This window comes from Brachybacterium vulturis, from assembly GCF_002407185.1.
GTDB lineage: Bacteria > Actinomycetota > Actinomycetes > Actinomycetales > Dermabacteraceae > Brachybacterium > Brachybacterium vulturis.
Window position 1 is genome coordinate 3,382,493 of sequence record NZ_CP023563.1, and the last position, 14,922, is coordinate 3,397,414.

13 protein-coding genes are annotated in these 14,922 nt (G+C 71.6%); 11 read left to right on the forward strand and 2 right to left on the reverse strand.

All coding sequences use genetic code 11. The annotated features are described in order from the left end of the window. The first annotated feature begins 94 nt into the window (after positions 1-94). From CFK38_RS15225 to CFK38_RS15240, 4 genes are all read left to right on the forward strand, one after another. Positions 95-1,084, forward strand: a complete 990-nt coding sequence (locus tag CFK38_RS15225; RefSeq protein WP_096803837.1) for an ABC transporter permease — start codon at positions 95-97, stop codon at positions 1,082-1,084. Position 1,085: 1 nt separating this feature from the next. Next, positions 1,086-2,105: an ABC transporter permease gene (locus tag CFK38_RS15230; RefSeq protein WP_245851119.1), complete on the forward strand. Its 1,020-nt coding sequence runs from the start codon at positions 1,086-1,088 to the stop codon at positions 2,103-2,105. Next, on the forward strand, positions 2,098-4,194 hold the full coding sequence (locus CFK38_RS15235) for an ABC transporter ATP-binding protein (RefSeq protein WP_096803838.1): 2,097 nt from the start codon (positions 2,098-2,100) through the stop codon (positions 4,192-4,194). Before CFK38_RS15230 ends, CFK38_RS15235 begins: the two co-directional genes overlap by 8 nt. Positions 4,195-4,297: 103 nt before the next feature. Further along, complete coding sequence (locus CFK38_RS15240; protein WP_096803839.1) at positions 4,298-6,034, forward strand: ABC transporter family substrate-binding protein; 1,737 nt, start codon at positions 4,298-4,300, stop codon at positions 6,032-6,034. A gap of 199 nt (positions 6,035-6,233) precedes the next feature. Here CFK38_RS15240 and CFK38_RS15245 read toward each other — a convergent pair whose 3' ends face one another. Then, complete coding sequence (locus CFK38_RS15245) at positions 6,234-6,881, reverse strand: PH domain-containing protein (RefSeq protein WP_157773509.1); 648 nt, start codon at positions 6,879-6,881, stop codon at positions 6,234-6,236. Positions 6,882-6,906: 25 nt separating this feature from the next. Next, on the reverse strand, positions 6,907-8,118 hold the full coding sequence (locus tag CFK38_RS15250; protein WP_096803841.1) for a molybdopterin molybdotransferase MoeA: 1,212 nt from the start codon (positions 8,116-8,118) through the stop codon (positions 6,907-6,909). 142 nt (positions 8,119-8,260) lie between these two features. On the opposite strand from CFK38_RS15250, the gene CFK38_RS15255 reads away from it, so the two are divergent. The 7 genes from CFK38_RS15255 (at position 8,261) to CFK38_RS15285 (ending at position 14,745) form a co-directional block, all read left to right on the forward strand. Further along, complete coding sequence (locus tag CFK38_RS15255; protein ID WP_096803842.1) at positions 8,261-9,247, forward strand: NADP-dependent oxidoreductase; 987 nt, start codon at positions 8,261-8,263, stop codon at positions 9,245-9,247. Between the two features lie 67 nt (positions 9,248-9,314). Further along, complete coding sequence (locus tag CFK38_RS15260) at positions 9,315-10,598, forward strand: class I SAM-dependent methyltransferase (protein ID WP_096803843.1); 1,284 nt, start codon at positions 9,315-9,317, stop codon at positions 10,596-10,598. Continuing rightward, positions 10,595-11,353, forward strand: coding sequence for a DUF4129 domain-containing protein (locus tag CFK38_RS15265; RefSeq protein ID WP_096803844.1), 759 nt, complete (start codon positions 10,595-10,597; stop codon positions 11,351-11,353). The genes CFK38_RS15260 and CFK38_RS15265 overlap by 4 nt, the downstream gene beginning before the upstream one ends. Beyond that, the gene (locus tag CFK38_RS15270) at positions 11,350-11,856 is read left to right on the forward strand and encodes a hypothetical protein (RefSeq protein WP_096803845.1); all 507 of its coding nucleotides are present in this window, start codon (positions 11,350-11,352) and stop codon (positions 11,854-11,856) included. The genes CFK38_RS15265 and CFK38_RS15270 overlap by 4 nt, the downstream gene beginning before the upstream one ends. Next, entirely contained in the window at positions 11,853-12,860 is a 1,008-nt protein-coding gene (locus CFK38_RS15275; RefSeq protein WP_096803846.1) for an AAA family ATPase, read from the forward strand. Before CFK38_RS15270 ends, CFK38_RS15275 begins: the two co-directional genes overlap by 4 nt. Beyond that, a complete protein-coding gene (locus tag CFK38_RS15280; protein WP_096803847.1) occupies positions 12,857-14,194 on the forward strand; it encodes a DUF58 domain-containing protein in 1,338 nt (445 codons plus the stop codon). The genes CFK38_RS15275 and CFK38_RS15280 overlap by 4 nt, the downstream gene beginning before the upstream one ends. Further along, a complete protein-coding gene (locus CFK38_RS15285) occupies positions 14,194-14,745 on the forward strand; it encodes a hypothetical protein (protein WP_096803848.1) in 552 nt (183 codons plus the stop codon). The genes CFK38_RS15280 and CFK38_RS15285 overlap by 1 nt, the downstream gene beginning before the upstream one ends. Positions 14,746-14,922: the final 177 nt, after the last annotated feature.

Below are 14,922 nucleotides of genomic sequence, written 5' to 3' on the forward strand. Positions count from 1 at the left end.
CACGTTCGTCCGCCGGGGCGCGCCGGCACAGCTGCTGCAGCGCCCGCCCGGCCCCCCGTGAGATCGCCCCGGATCCCACCTCGGGAGCCGATGCATGATCAAGTACATCCTGCGGCGGTTCGTCAACTACCTGATCCTGACGGTCGTGGCGACCGTCTTCGCGTACATCGCCGCGAGCCTCTTCTTCTTCCCGCGTCGGCGGTACCTCGGGGTCAACCCCCCGATCCCGGAGGAGTCGATCGACGGCATCCTCAGCGCCTACGGCGTCAACGACAAGGATCCGGTCCTGCTGCGCACCTGGTGGTGGATCGAGCGGGTGCTCTTCGAGCCGCTCTCCCAGAAGCTGGGCCAGGACCTCAACGGCGACTGGGTGGTCATGGAGATCTTCAGCCGCGCCGGTCTCAGCCTGCGCCTGCTCCTGCTGGGCGCCCTGCTGGCGGCGATCCTCGGCGTCACCCTCGGGGTGTGGGGCGCGGTGCGGCAGTACAAGGCCTCGGACCAGATCGTCTCCTACTCCTCGTTCATCCTCATCTCCACCCCGACCTTCGTCGGCGGCGTGATCCTGATGATCCTGGCGACCAACTTCAACGATCTGCTCGGTGTCCAGGCGATCCGCTTCACCGGTCCCTACACGCCGGGCATCGACGGCTTCTTCCCGCAGGTGTGGGACGGGTTCGTGCACCTGCTGCTGCCCACGATCGCGCTGATGCTGTTCGGGGCGGCCGGGTACTCGCGCTACCAGCGTTCGCTGATGCTCGACGTGCTGGGCAGCGACTTCATCCGCACCGCCCGCGCCAAGGGCGCGACCCGGAACCGTGCGCTGGTCAAGCACGGGGTGCGCGTCGCGCTGATCCCGATGTCCACCTACTTCGCCTACAGCTTCGGCACCCTGGTGGCCGGTTCGGCGTTCCTCGAGATCGTCTTCTCGTGGGACGGCATGGGCAAGTACGGCATCGTCGCGGTCCAGACCTCCGACGTCAACGCGCTGGCGGGCAACGTCTGCTTCACCGCGGTCCTGCTGCTGATGAGCTCCACCCTGTCCGAAGTGCTCTATGCCGCGCTCGACCCGAGAGTGAGGGTCTGACATGTCGATGAATGCTCAGCCGCCCGCTGACCACAGCAGCGATCTCTCCCAGGACATCGAGCCCACCGCGATCCTCCTCGCCGAGCGGACCGGGGCCGGGGACCAGAGGCGGAATCCGCACCGCCCGATCTCCCGCGGCCGCCTGGTGTGGCGCCGGCTCAAGACCAAGCCGAACTTCTACATCGGTGGCGTGATCGTGGCGCTCATCGTGGCCTTCGCCCTGTTCGGCGACTTCTTCAACATCTACGAGCAGGGTCAGCAGGACACGTTCAACTTCAACTCCCCGCCGAGTGCCCAGCACTTCTTCGGCACCGACGCGATCGGCGTGGACCTCTACGCCTCCATGACCTCGGCGCTGCGCAAGTCACTGCTGATCGGCTTCCTCGCCGCTCCCACCTCGACGCTGATCGCAGCGATCATGGGGTCCCTGGCCGGGTATCTCGGCGGAGTGTTCGAGATGTTCACCAACTGGATGATCAACCTGCTGCTGGTGCTGCCGGTCTTCTACGTGCTGATGATCGTCTCCCCCGCCATCGCCGACCCCAGCAACCTGCCCGCCGCCCTCCAGTGGCTCGGGTTCCTCCCCGCCTGGGGCCTGCTGGTCCTCGCGATCGGCTTCTTCAGCTGGATGATCATGGCGCAGATCGTGAAGAACCAGACGAAGTCGCTGAAGGAGCGCGAGTACGTCAAGGCCGCACGCTTCATGGGCGTCAGCACCCCCACCATCCTGCGTCGCCACATCATCCCCAACGTCGCCTCCCTGCTGATCATCGACGGCGCCCTCGGCGTCGCCATGGCGATCCTGGCGGAGACCTCGCTGTCCTTCTTCGGCCTGGGCATCCAGGCCCCGGACGTCTCCCTGGGCACGCTCCTGCAGGACGGCACCGGCGCCGCCGTCACCCGCCCGTGGCTGTTCGTGATCCCGGCGTCCTTCCTGATCGCCCTGCTGACCGGTGTCGCCCTCGTGGGCGATGCCCTGCGCGATGCCATCGACCCCACCAGTGAGGTGAACCGTGCCTGAGCCTCTGCTGCAGGTCAAAGATCTGACCGTCACCTTTCCGAACTCGAGCGGCGGCGTGCGCGCCGTGCGCGGTGTGGACTACTCCGTGGACGAGGGCGAGTTCCTCGGGATCGTCGGCGAGTCCGGATCCGGAAAGTCCGTCTCCTCCCTCGCGGTGATGGGCCTGCTGCCCAGCTCCGCGAAGATCGACGGCGACATCACCTTCCGCGGCGACTCCCTGCTGGGGATGAGCGATGCGCAGCTGTCCCGGCTGCGCGGCCGGGAGATCTCGATGATCTTCCAGGATCCGCTCTCCGCGCTGACGCCGGTGTACACCGTCGGCCAGCAGATCCAGGAGGCGCTGACCCTCCACGACAGGAAGCTCTCTCCCCGCACCGCCGAGAAGCGGGCGGTGGAGCTGCTGAAGATCGTCGGGATCCCCGCGCCGGAGCGCAGGGTCAAGGCGTTCCCGCACGAGTTCTCCGGCGGCATGCGCCAGCGCGCGATGATCGCGATCGCGATCGCGAACGATCCCACGCTGATCATCGCCGACGAGCCCACCACCGCGCTGGACGTGACGATCCAGGCGCAGATCCTCGAGGTGCTGCAGAAGGCCAAGGAGGTCACCGGGGCCGCCGTCGTGCTGATCACCCACGACCTCGGCGTGGTGGCCGGCAATGTGGACCGGGTGGCCGTGATGTACGCGGGCAAGCTGGTCGAGAAGGGCCCCGTCGACGAGGTCTTCCACGCCCCGCGGATGCCGTACACGATGGGTCTGCTGCGCTCGGTGCCGAACATGCTCACCGCCGGCAAGGAACGACTGGTCCCCCTCGAGGGGCGCCCGCCGAACCTCGCCGAGCTGCCGCCGGGATGCCCCTTCGCGGATCGCTGCCCCGCCGTGCAGGAGCGCTGCCTCACCACCGAGCCGGAGCTGCTCGCCGTGCTCGAGGACGGGCGCGAGGCCGCCTGCCATCGGGCCGACGAGATCGCCGCCGGCACCCTCAAGCCGAACGACATCTTCCCGCGCCCCCCGCACGAGGAGCGCGAGTTCAAGGAATCGGACACCCTCAACCCGGTGGTCCGCGCCCAGGACCTCGTGCGGCACTTCCCGCTGTACAAGGGCTCGGTGTTCCGCCGCGTGGTGGGCGCCGTGAAGGCCGTCGACGGCGTGGACTTCGAGGTCCTGCCCGGAGAGACCCTCGGACTGGTGGGCGAATCCGGCTCGGGCAAGTCCACCACCGCGCTCGAGATCATGGAGCTGGCCACGCCGCAGCGCGGCAGTCTGCAGGTCGGTGGCAAGGACGTCGGGACGCTCTCGAGGGCCGAGCGTCTGGAGATGCGCCAGGACGTGCAGATCGTCTTCCAGGACCCGATGGCCGCGGTCGATCCGCGGATGCCCGTCGGCGACATCATCGGCGAGCCGCTGACGGTCCACAAGGTCGCCCGCGGTGAGCGGAGCCGTCGCGTGCTCGAGATGCTCGACCTGGTGGGACTGGCGCCGGAGATGACCGACCGCTATCCGCATGAGTTCTCCGGCGGGCAGCGCCAGCGTGTCGGCATCGCCCGCTCGCTGATCACCAACCCGAAGGTGCTGGTGCTGGACGAGCCGGTCTCCGCCCTCGACGTCTCGGTGCAGGCCGGCGTGATGAACCTGCTCCAGGATCTGCGTGACCGCCTGGGGCTGTCCTACCTGTTCGTCGCCCACGACCTCGCCATCATCCGGGAGATCGCGGACAAGATCGCGGTGATGTACCTGGGACGGATCGTCGAGTACGGCCCCGTGCAGGAGGTGTACGAGACTCCTCGTCACCCCTACACCCGAGCTCTGATGAGTGCGGTGCCGGTGCCGGATCCGCGGATCGAACGGGAACGTCAGCGGATCCTGCTCACCGGTGACCTCCCCAGCCCCACCGAGGACATCCCCGGCTGCAACTTCGCCTCGCGCTGTCCCCTGTTCCGGATGCTCGACGAGAGCCGTCAGGCGAGATGCCTCGGCGATGATCCGGCGGCGCTGCCGCACGGCGGCTCGAAGGTGGCCTGCCACCACGTCGATCAGATCGGGCGTCTCGATGACATCACCATCTCCGCCCTGTCCCCCACCGGTGGCTGAGACCCCGCGTCCCGGCACCCACAGACCGCAGTACCCGTCCACCACCCCCAAGATCCCGAGACCCTGTGCAGAGCAGCACATCTCACCAGGAAGAGAGAAACCCATGAAGATCACGAGCACTCGTCGTCTTTTCCTCGCCGGAACCGGCGTGGTCGGTTCCGCCGCCGCGCTCGCCGCCTGCGGCGGCCAGGCCACCGAGGAGGAGCAGCAGTCGAAGGCCGCGGAGGAGAACGACAAGGCCGCAGAGGAGCAGGGTGAGCTCCCCTCCACCGCGTGGGAGCGCATGGAGTACGACCAGGTCCCCGATGGCGGGACTCTGCGCAAGGCGATCCTCACCTTCCCCGCCAACTGGAACCGCGCGCAGGTCGATGGCAACAACGCCGACACCACCGAGATCGCCTCTCCCTGCGGGGCCGATCAGGGCAACTCCGCGCTCCTCTACACGGAGACCAACGAGAAGTCCTTCAACCCCGACTACGTCGAGTCGGCGGAGATGGTCAGCGAGGACCCGCAGACCATCCGCTTCAAGTACAACCCCAAGGGCAAGTGGGACAACGGCGACCCGATCGTCGTCGATGACCTGATCGCCGAGTGGAAGGCCACCAACGGCACCAACGAGGAGTTCCTGGTCGTCTCCACCGTCGGCTCCGAACAGATCGAGTCGATCACGCAGACCGATGACGAGTTCAGCGGCGAGATCGTCTTCGCCACCCCGTTCATCGACTGGATCACCCTGGTGCACCCGGGGGCCCCGGCCTCCGTGTACGCGGACCCGGAGACCTTCAACACCGGCTACACCGACACCCCCACCCCGGGCAAGGGCCCGTACAAGGTCGGGAGCCTCGATCCCTCCGGCGGCATCGTCACCCTCGAGCGCAACGAGCACTGGTGGGGTCGTGCACCGAAGCTGGAGAACATCATCTTCCAGGTCGTCGACCAGACCACGCAGCCGCAGTCCTTCGCCAACGGCGAGATCGACTGGCTGGACGTGGGTACCGGCGACGTGCTCTCCCAGGCCAAGAGCCGTGAGGACGCGGTCATCCAGACCTCGAACGGTCTGACCTGGACCCACCTGACCATGAACGTCAACGGTGGTGACGGGTTGCTCAAGGACATCAAGGTCCGTGAGGCGATCGCCCGCGCGATCGACCGCAACGCCATCGGCCGCGCCGTGGTGGGCCCGCTCGAGGCGCCGATCGTGCTGGTGAACAACTTCGTCTACATGCCCGGTCAGGACGGCTACCAGGACTCCTACGAGCCCCTGGGCGGACTCGCCTTCGATCCGGAGGCCGCGGGCAAGCTTCTGGACGAGGCGGGCTGGGCGCTCGAGGGCGACAAGCGCTCCAAGGACGGCAAGTCCATGGATCTGAAGATCATCATCCCGGCGGACACCAAGTCGAACTCCGACCGTGCCCGTCAGGTGCAGACCAACCTCAACGAGGTGGGCTTCAACTGCGAGCTGCAGACAGTCCCGGCCGATGGCTACTTCCCGGACTACGTCATGCCGGGCTCCTTCGATATGGTGACCTTCTCGTGGGTGGGCTCGAACTTCCCGGAGTCCTCCGCCGCGAACCTGGTCTACCCGGTCGAGTCGGGTCAGAACTTCACCGGCTACGCCGATGACCGCATCGGACCGGTCAACGAGAAGCTCCTGGCCGCGTTCGACGACGCCGAGCGCAAGGAGCTCGCCAACGAGATGTCCAACATCATCGCCGAGACCTTCACGGTCATCCCCTTCTACGCCACGCCCAACATCGTGGCCATCAAGGAGGGCGTCGTGAACACCGGTGCCACCCAGTTCGAGACCACCGATTGGACCCAGGTCGGGATCACCGCCTGATCGACGTATCCGGAGCGCGCCACGGACAGGAGATCAGGCAGGAAGCAGAGCCTGATCGCCGTCTCCGGAGCGCGCCACGGACAGGAGATCAGGCAGGAAGCAGAGCCTGATCGCCGTCTCCTGAGACAGAGGGGCCGGACCGCTGCGGCGGTCCGGCCCCTCTGTCTTGCTCCGGCGCGCTCGGGCCGGGTGCGTCCGTTCAGAGCAGGGCGCGCGCGAGGACGAGCAGCCCGAGGGCCGCCACCACGACGATCGGCAGCAGGTTGGGGGTCGTGGTCATCACCTCGTCGGTCCCCTCGACCGGCGTGCGGCCGCGTGCGTCCCGGCGGTCCATCCAGCGCTCCCAGCGCTTCTTGACCACGGCGGACCGGCTGCGCTGCTGATCGTTGACCAGCCGCTCCTGCGGGGTGTGGGCCCGTCCGCGCAGGTTCTGCTCGTGCATCGTCGCCTCCCGCCGCCAGGGGGCGTCACGGCTCAGTGCCGGAGCGTTCCAGGCGGTGATCGTCGAGGTGGCGGCGCGCTGGGTCGTGACCTCGAAGCGCAGCATCGCGCCGATGCGCACCTCCTGGATCGCGGCGAAGGGGAGGTGGTGGGTGAGAAGGACGTTGCGCACCTCGACCTCCTCCTCGTGCAGCACCACCTGCGGTGCCCACAGCACCATCCACACCAGGGCCAGCACGAACAGCGGCGCGGGCAGCACCAGCAGACCCTCCCAACCGGCACGGATCACCGCATCGAGGGTGAGTGCGAGGCCCAGCACGCCGACGACGATGCACAGGACGGTCGCCCCGTGGGGGCGCAGGTGGAGGGTGCCTCCGGGGTCATGGACGGTGGGGTGCGCAGGCATGGGTCCACGGTAGTCGAGCCCTGCCTCAGAGCCGCACCACCCGGGCCCAGCCGTCCTCGGTCCCGGGAGCCCCGCGCAGCACGATCGCATCGGCCCGCCCGTAGGGGGCCAGGCGCCTGCCCGGCAGCAGGTCCACGAGCTCGCGCCCGTCCTCGCCGAGGCGCAGGCGGCCGGCCATCGCGTGCACCGCACCGGGACGCCGGCGAGCGCCGTCGGCGGTGGTGTCGCCGAGCAGCACGGTGCTCACCGCGGCGGCGCCCCCCGCCAGCAGCGGCCGGACGAAGAGATGGAAACCGACCAGCGCCCCGACCGGGGTGCCGGGCAGGTGGACCACGGGCACCCCGCCGTCGAGCCGGCCCCATCCCTGCGGGCCACCGGGCCGCAGGGCGAGGTGCGCGAAGCGTGAGGTGCTGCTGCCGCGCTCCCCCAGCAGGGTCTTGACCACGTCGAACGCCCCGTGACCGATGCCGCCCGTGGTCACCACCAGGTCGGAGTCCGCGGCAGCACGGGCGAGGGTGGCCCGCAGGCCGGCATGATCGTCCCCGCTGTGCAGCGGGGCCAGGGCCTCGGCGCCGGCGGCCCGCAGCGCGGCGGCGAGCATGGCGCCGTTGGACTCCCGCACGCTGCCCGGCGACTCGGCCCCGGCCGTGAGCTCGTCCCCGGTGACCACCACGCTCACCCGGTGACGGCGGCAGGTGGGCAGGGTCGCCATCCCGAGCGCGCGGGCGAGGCCCACGAGCCCCGGCCCCACCCGGTCCCCGGCGGCGGCGAGCAGCTCATCGCGAGCGACCTCCTCGCCGGGAGCGCGCACGTGCCGCTGCGCGGGCGGAAGCTGCTGGAGGTGGAGGGTCACCGCGGCCGGCACCGGTCCGAAGGGATCGGCGTCCGTCGCCTCGACCTCGACGACCGCGTCCGCGCCGAGCGGCACGGCCGCGCCGGTCATGATGCGCGCCGCGGTGCCGGGGGCGAGGGCAGGGACCGCGCCGGGCCGGGCAGGCAGCTCCGCACTGACCGGCAGGGTGGTCCGGCCGGGGACGGTGAGGTCTCCGCGACGGACCGCGAACCCGTCCATCGCGGCGATCGGCACGGACGGCATCGCCTCCGGACTGCGCACCTCGGCGGCCAGGCGCCGGCCGCAGCCCTGCTCGGTGGGCACCGGCTCCACGGCCGACGGCAGGACGATCTCGCGCAGCAGCAGGTCCCGCCACTGCTGGGGATCCGGGCGGGGGTCGGACATGATCCTCCTGGGTGGCGGGGCGGCGGGACGGCGAGCGGCCGTGCACTGTCCATGATCCCTCATCCCGGGCTCTCGACGAGGGGACCTCGGCACCGTGACGGCGCCATGGCCGGAGCGTCGCTGCAGGGTGCATCATGGGGAGATGCGAGAGATCCGTTTCGACCGCTTCGGCGGCCCCGAGGTCCTGACCCTCCACTCCGATGCCGCGGTGCCCGCACCGGCCCCCGACGAGGTGCTGGTGCAGGTCGCCTTCGCGGGTCTGAACCCGCTGGACTTCAAGATCCGCGACGGCTCCTCCGGGCGGGCAACGGATCTCGAGCTCCCGGCCGGCACGGGCCGCGAGATGTCCGGCGTGGTGATCGGTGCCGGCTCCGGCCTGGACGAGGCCGAGCTGGGCTCGCGCGGGCTCACCGTCGGCACCCGGGTGTTCGGGATGCGTTCCACCGACGACCGGCGCGGCGTGGCGGCCGAGGTCATCGCGATCTCGGCGGACGACCTCGCCCCGATCCCCGGGGAGATCCCGGAGGAGAACCTGCCGCGCTGGGCCGGCCTGTCCCTGGTGGGGCTCACCGCCATCGCGACCGTGCGCGACACGGCCGGGATCGAGGAGGGCGAGACGGTGCTGATCCACGGCGGGGCCGGCGGCGTCGGCCAGCTGCTGATACCGATGGCACTGGAGGCCGGCGCGAAGACGGTCCTCGCCACCGGGCGCTCTGCGAACTCGGAGCGGATCCGCGAGCTCGGTGCCACCCCGATCTCCTACGACGAGCGCGACTGGACCGCCGAGGTGCAGCGGCTCACGGACGGCCGCGGGGTCGACGTCGTGCTGGACACCCACTACCACTCGACGTTCCTGCCCAGCCTCGACCAGCTCGCCGGCGGCGGCAGGATCGTCGCGCTCCCCTCGCTCGCGGATCTGTCCCCCGCCCTGCAGCGGGGGATCGAGGCGCGGATCCCCACGATCGTCCCGGGCCGGGACCGTCTGGACCGCCTCGCCCAGGGCATCCGCGCGGGCCGCTACCCGCTCGAGGTCTCCGAGGTGCTGCCGCTGGGCGAGATCGCGCAGGCGCATCGTCGGCTCGAGGAGGGCCACACCCGCGGGAAGCTCGTGCTCGACGTCCGCGCCTGAAGGATCCCGGGAGGTCCTGCGGCAGCCGGTGACTCCGGACGGGTGCCCGACCGGTACTCTCGTGGGCATGGTCGTGCCCCCTGTCGATGATGCCGAGGCGGCGCTCCGCGCGCTCGAACCCGTGCTGCAGCCCGCCGGCTGGGCGCTGCTGAACTCCCTGCCCCCGTACCGCGAGGACGACGCGCTGCGACAGGCCGCACGGCTGCGCGAGGCCGGACATCCGCCCGAGCTGGTCTCCGCGGTGCTGACCCAGTCCCGGCTGCGCACCCGGGCCACGGAGAAGTTCGGGGAGTTCGCCTCTTCGATGCTGTTCACCCCCCACGGCCTCGAGCAGGCCACCCGCCTGCCGGTCGCCGCCCTGCACGCCGAGCGCTTCCAGCGCGCCGGCGTGGCGAGCGTCGCGGACCTCGGCTGCGGCATCGGCGGGGACGCGATGGCACTGGCGGGTCTCGGGATCGCTGTGCAGGCCGTGGACCGCGACCCGGTGACCGTCGCCGTGGCCACCGTCAACCTCATCCCCTTCCCGAACGCCCGTGCCCGGCTGGGACGGGCCGAGGGCCACGACCCGAGCGACACCGAGGGGATCTGGCTGGATCCGGCGCGGCGGGCCCCCGCCCGGGGCGGCAGCCGGCGCCTGCACGATCCCGAGGAGTACGAACCGCCGCTGTCCACCGTCGTCGACCTCGCCCATCGCCTCGGTCGCGACGGTGCGGCCGGCCCGCTGGGGGCGAAGCTCGGCCCCGGCATCGCACGGGACGCCCTGCCCGAGGACGTCGAGATGCAGTGGCTCTCCTTCCACGGCCAGGTGCTCGAGGCGACCGCCTGGTTCGGGCCGCTGGCCCGGGAGGGCGTGCTCTCCTCCGCCGTGCTCGTGGACCGCCACGGCGCCCACCGGCTGGACCGCCGTGCCGGCTCCGCGGCCGATCCCGAGCCCGGACCGCTCGGCGACCACGTCTACGAGCCCGACGGCGCGGTGATCCGAGCCGGCCTGATCGGCACCCTCGCCGAGCAGCTCGGTGCCCGCACCCTCGATCCGACCATCGCCTATCTCACCGGCGACACGCACACGCACACCCCCTTCGCCCGGGGCTACGCGGTGCGCGACGTGATGCCCTTCGGGCTGAAGCGTCTCACCTCCTACCTGCGCGAGCACCGGCTGGGGATCCTCGAGATCAAGAAGCGCGGCACCGCCGTGGAGCCCGACGAGCTGCGGCGCAAGCTGCGCCCCCGCCGCTTCGGCGACGAGTCCGCGACGCTGATCCTCACCCGCATCGCCGGGGAGCAGTCCGTGATCGTCGCCTCTGCGCACCCCGGACGGCCGGTGCCGGGCACCACGCAGGGGGCCGCATGACCCGTGCCGAGCCCGACGCCGGCACCGCTGCCCGGGCCGGGGCCCCGGAGGGGTCCGCGGCGCACCGCCGCCTGGTGGCCGGGCTGCTGCTGGTGGTCTCGCTCGGCGCCATCGGACTGGTCGCGCTCGGCGCCGCCGCCGACCGCGGCCCCAGCGCGGTCTACTCCGGCAGGACCGAGGCCTCCTACCTCTGGGAGCCGCAGCGGGAGGACTACCAGGAGCCCGACTGGTCCACCCATGAGGTGACCACCAGGCCCCCGGATCCGGAGGGGGCGAACACCGGGCTGCTCATCGCCCTGATCGTCCTCGGTGCGATCCTGCTCGTCATCGCCGTCTGGGTGGCGTACCGGATGCGGAGGCTCGCCCGGCCCGCTCCCGCCCTCGCGGCTCTTGCCGATGAGGACGAGCTCACCAGCGACCAGGCGCAGGCTGCGCTGCAGGATGCCCGCACCAGGCTCTCCACGGTGGTGGATGCCCACGACGCGGTGATCGCGGCCTGGCTCGCCCTGGAACGCGCGATCGCCGAGGCGGGGGTGCGCCGCAGCCCCTCCCAGACCACGCTCGAGTTCGTGGTCGCGGTGCTCGGCAGGCGGGACCTCGACCGCGCCGCGCTGGATCGGCTCGCGCATCTGTACCGCCGGGCGCTGTTCGATCCCCGGCCCCTGGCCGAACCGGACCGCGAGGAGGCGCTCGGCCTGCTGGACAAGCTGACCTCGGGCCTGGACGAGGGCGCGGAGCGGGGGGAGCCGCGATGATCCGCCCCTGGCTGCCGCTGCTCGCGAAGCTGGTGATCGGTGTTCTGGCCGCCCTGATCCTGTATGCCGTCTGCGCCCTGGTCGGCCTGTTCCTGCCCCCGCCCGTCCTGCTCTCCCTCGGGCTGGCCTGCGGCACCCTCTGGTGGATCATCGACGAAGGCGCCGACCGCGCCGATCAGCTGCATGCTCCTGCGCTCGATCTCGACGTCGACTACGCCCTGCCCCACGCGGAGGACACCCGGGTGCGTCGCCTCGAGAACCTCGCCTACGGGGCGCAGCCCAGTCGCCGCATGACCAGCCGCGGGCTCGTCCGGACTCTCGGCGAGATCGCCGATGAACGCGGCCGCGACCCGGACGCCCCACCGCTGAGCACCGAGCTGACCCGACTGATCGACACGGCCCGACATCCCGATGCCGAGCAGCACCCTGTCGGCCCCCTGGACAGGCGGGCCCTGCACCGCTGCCTGAAAGAGCTCGCCCTGCGCGAAGAGAGGGACAGATGACCCACACCCCGAGGACCCCCCTGGCTCCGATGACGATCCAGGCCGCCACCGAGGCGGCCGCAGCGGTGCTCGATGCCGTCGAGACCGCCGTGGTCGGCAAGCGCGAATCCCTCGAGCTCGTGCTCACCGGCATCCTGGCCGGTGGTCACGTGCTGCTCGAGGACCTCCCGGGGCTGGGCAAGACCCTCGCCGCACGGTCCTTCGCGCAGGCGCTCGGGCTGCCCTTCACCCGCGCCCAGTTCACCCCGGACCTGCTGCCGGCGGACCTCACCGGCGCGGAGGTGTTCGACCAGCGCACCGGCGAGTTCGTGTTCCGGCCCGGTCCGGTGTTCACCGGACTGCTGCTGGCCGACGAGATCAACCGCACCCCGCCGAAGACCCAGTCCGCGCTGCTGGAGGCGATGCAGGAGCGGCAGGTCTCCGTCGAGGGCATCACCCGGAAGCTGCCCGAGCCCTTCCACGTGCTCGCCACCGCCAACCCGATCGAGCACGAGGGCACCTATCCGCTTCCCGAGGCGCAGCTGGACCGCTTCCTGCTGCGGCTGTCCTTCGGCTACCCCACCGCCCAGCAGGAATGGGACGTGGTCTCCCGCCGGATCGACCGCCGCCGCGAGGAGCAGACCGTCACCGAGGTGCTCGACGCCGCCGAGCTGCTCAGGGTGCAGCAGGCCGTCGAGGACGTCCACGTCGAGGACTCCGTGGGCCACTACGCGGTCGAGCTGGTCGCTGCGACCCGCAGCCACCAGCACGCCCTGGTCGGCGCCTCCCCCCGCGGCACCCTCGCCCTGATCACCTGCGCCCGGGCGCTCGCCGTGATCCGCGGCCGCGCCTACGTGATCCCCGAGGACATCAAGGCCCTGGCCCACGCGGCTCTGGACCATCGCGTGACGGTCAAGCCCGAGCTGTGGCTGCAGAATGCGACCGGTGCCGGCGTGGTCGAGACGGTCCTGGGACAGGTGGCCGTGCCCGCCGCGGTCGATCCGGCCGCCCGGGTCACGGCGTGACCTCCGGGTCCCGGCAGCCCACGGGGCTGCGGATCCGGCCGACGGCGGCCCTGGTGCGGGCCGCGGTGATCGGCGGCGCCTCGCTCGCGCTCTCGCTCGCGCTGGGACGACCGGAGCTCATCCTCGTCGGGATGCCGATGCTGGCCTGGGCGCTGGTGTCCCTGGCCCGGCGCGTCCTGCGCGGGGAGGAGCTCGCAGTGGTGGATCCGCAGCTGCGCATCAGCCGTCGCAGCATCGAGGAGGGCGGCACCGCAGCGGTCGTCGTGCAGACCGCTCCCGGAGTGCTCACCACGGCGAGCCTGCCGATGCCGCCCCATGCCGAACTCGCTCCGCGCCACGGCTCCCTCGCCGGGGACGGGGAGGTGGCCCTGCGGGTGAGCGCCCAGCGCTGGGGACAGCTCCGGGTGGGTCCGCTGCACGTGCTGGTGGCCGATGCGCTCGGCGCGCGCCGTGCCCAGCGGACCCTGCCGCCCGCCGAGGTGCAGGTGGTCCCGGCCTCGACCGTGCTGGACGCGCCGGTGGAGGTGCCCACCCCGATCGGGGTGAGCGGGGCGCACCTGTCCCGGCGTCGCGGTGACGGCACCGCGCTGTCGGAGGTGCGCGCCTTCCGGCCCGGTGACCGCCTGCACCGCATCAACTGGCGCGTCTCCAGCCGCACCCGCGAGCTGCACACCAACGCGACCTTCACCGAGCAGGACACGGAGGTCCTGATCGTCACCGACACCATCGCGGACGTGGCTCCCGCGCCGTGGGCGGCGGCCGGGGACCCCACCAGCCTGGACATGACCATCCGCGCCACCGCGGCGATCGCCCGCCACTACCTCACCGCCGGTGACCGGGTCTCGGTGTTCGACATCGGTCACCTGATCGGTCCGGTCCCGCCCGGCTCCGGACCGCGCCAGCTGCGCGTGCTCACCGCCGCCCTGTCACGGGCCGGCCGGGACGACAGCGCCCTGCGCCCGGTGCGGCGGCTGCGCTCGGTGCGGCCGGGGACCCTCGCCGTGGTGTGCACGCCGCTGCTCAGCCGGGATGCGATCGCCCAGATCGGGGTGCTGGTCGCCCATGGGGCCGATGTGATCGTGGTGGACACCCTGCCGCCGAGCATCGGCGACGTGTCCGTGCTGCGCGGCAGGCCGCTGCCGGTCGACGGGAAGGTCTCCCCCCGGTTCTGGCCCGAGGCCTGGGCGATGCGGCGCCTGCTGCGCGAACGGACCGTGCGGGAGCTGAGGGAGGCGGGGGTGCCGATCACCGTCTGGGAGGGGCCCTCGTCCCTCGCCCCGGTGCTGCTGTCGCTCTCGGCCGCCCGCTCGGCGCCGCGCAGGAGGAGGTCCTGATGCGCCCGCGGCAGCTCATCGATCCGCTCGCGGAGCGCCTGCTCGTGCTGCGGACGGTGAGCGGGACGCAATGGCTGCTGCGGGGGCTCGGCGCCGGAGCCACGTTCCTCGCGCTGGTGGCCGCCCTCGGTGGGTTCGGGCTCCTCGCACATGTCGGCGCGGCGCTGCTCACCGCCACCGTCGCCGCGGGACTGCTGGTGCAGTGCCGCAATCCCGACAGCGACGTGGGCCTGCTGGCACCCAGCGCGATCCTGCTGAGCCTGCTCGGTCAGGACGAGCTGTCGTTCCTGCGCGCCGCCGGGGTCGGAATCGCGCTGCTGAGCGCGCACTGCGCCTTCGCGCTGTCGGCGACCCTGCCCGTGCACGGGGTCCTCGCCGCCTCCGCCTGGCGCCTGACGCTGCGCGCGCTGCTGCCCGTGCTGGTGCTGAGCCTGCTGGGCGGTCTCCTCGTCCTCGTGCTGTCCCCGCTGGTCCTGGGGCCATGGATGCTCGTCCTCGGCACCGTCGCCCTCATCATCCTGTCCCTGATCCTGCTGCCGCGCTCCCGCTGAGACCGCGCCACGGCCGGCCCTTCCGCTCCCGAGGTGACGGGACCGGGAGGCGTCCTGGGACGCCGGCGGGCCCAGTGCGCTCCGGCGCCTCGCGCCTGCGAGCCCTCCCCCGCTCAGGATCCGGTCAGAGCCGGGAATCGCGCCTCTGCCTTGCCGAGCGGCAGGTCGGGCCCGCCC

Bases quoted from the DNA above. Each gene is read 5' to 3' on its own strand.
- CFK38_RS15225 (WP_096803837.1), top strand. From the start codon at position 95: ATGATCAAGTACATCCTGCGGCGGTTCGTCAACTACCTGATCCTGACG.
- CFK38_RS15230 (WP_245851119.1), top strand. From the start codon at position 1,086: ATGTCGATGAATGCTCAGCCGCCCGCTGACCACAGCAGCGATCTCTCC.
- CFK38_RS15240 (WP_096803839.1), top strand. From the start codon at position 4,298: ATGAAGATCACGAGCACTCGTCGTCTTTTCCTCGCCGGAACCGGCGTG.
- CFK38_RS15245 (WP_157773509.1), bottom strand. From the start codon at position 6,881: ATGCCTGCGCACCCCACCGTCCATGACCCCGGAGGCACCCTCCACCTG.
- CFK38_RS15250 (WP_096803841.1), bottom strand. From the start codon at position 8,118: ATGTCCGACCCCCGCCCGGATCCCCAGCAGTGGCGGGACCTGCTGCTG.
- CFK38_RS15255 (WP_096803842.1), top strand. From the start codon at position 8,261: ATGCGAGAGATCCGTTTCGACCGCTTCGGCGGCCCCGAGGTCCTGACC.
- CFK38_RS15260 (WP_096803843.1), top strand. From the start codon at position 9,315: ATGGTCGTGCCCCCTGTCGATGATGCCGAGGCGGCGCTCCGCGCGCTC.
- CFK38_RS15265 (WP_096803844.1), top strand. From the start codon at position 10,595: ATGACCCGTGCCGAGCCCGACGCCGGCACCGCTGCCCGGGCCGGGGCC.
- CFK38_RS15270 (WP_096803845.1), top strand. From the start codon at position 11,350: ATGATCCGCCCCTGGCTGCCGCTGCTCGCGAAGCTGGTGATCGGTGTT.
- CFK38_RS15275 (WP_096803846.1), top strand. From the start codon at position 11,853: ATGACCCACACCCCGAGGACCCCCCTGGCTCCGATGACGATCCAGGCC.
- CFK38_RS15285 (WP_096803848.1), top strand. From the start codon at position 14,194: ATGCGCCCGCGGCAGCTCATCGATCCGCTCGCGGAGCGCCTGCTCGTG.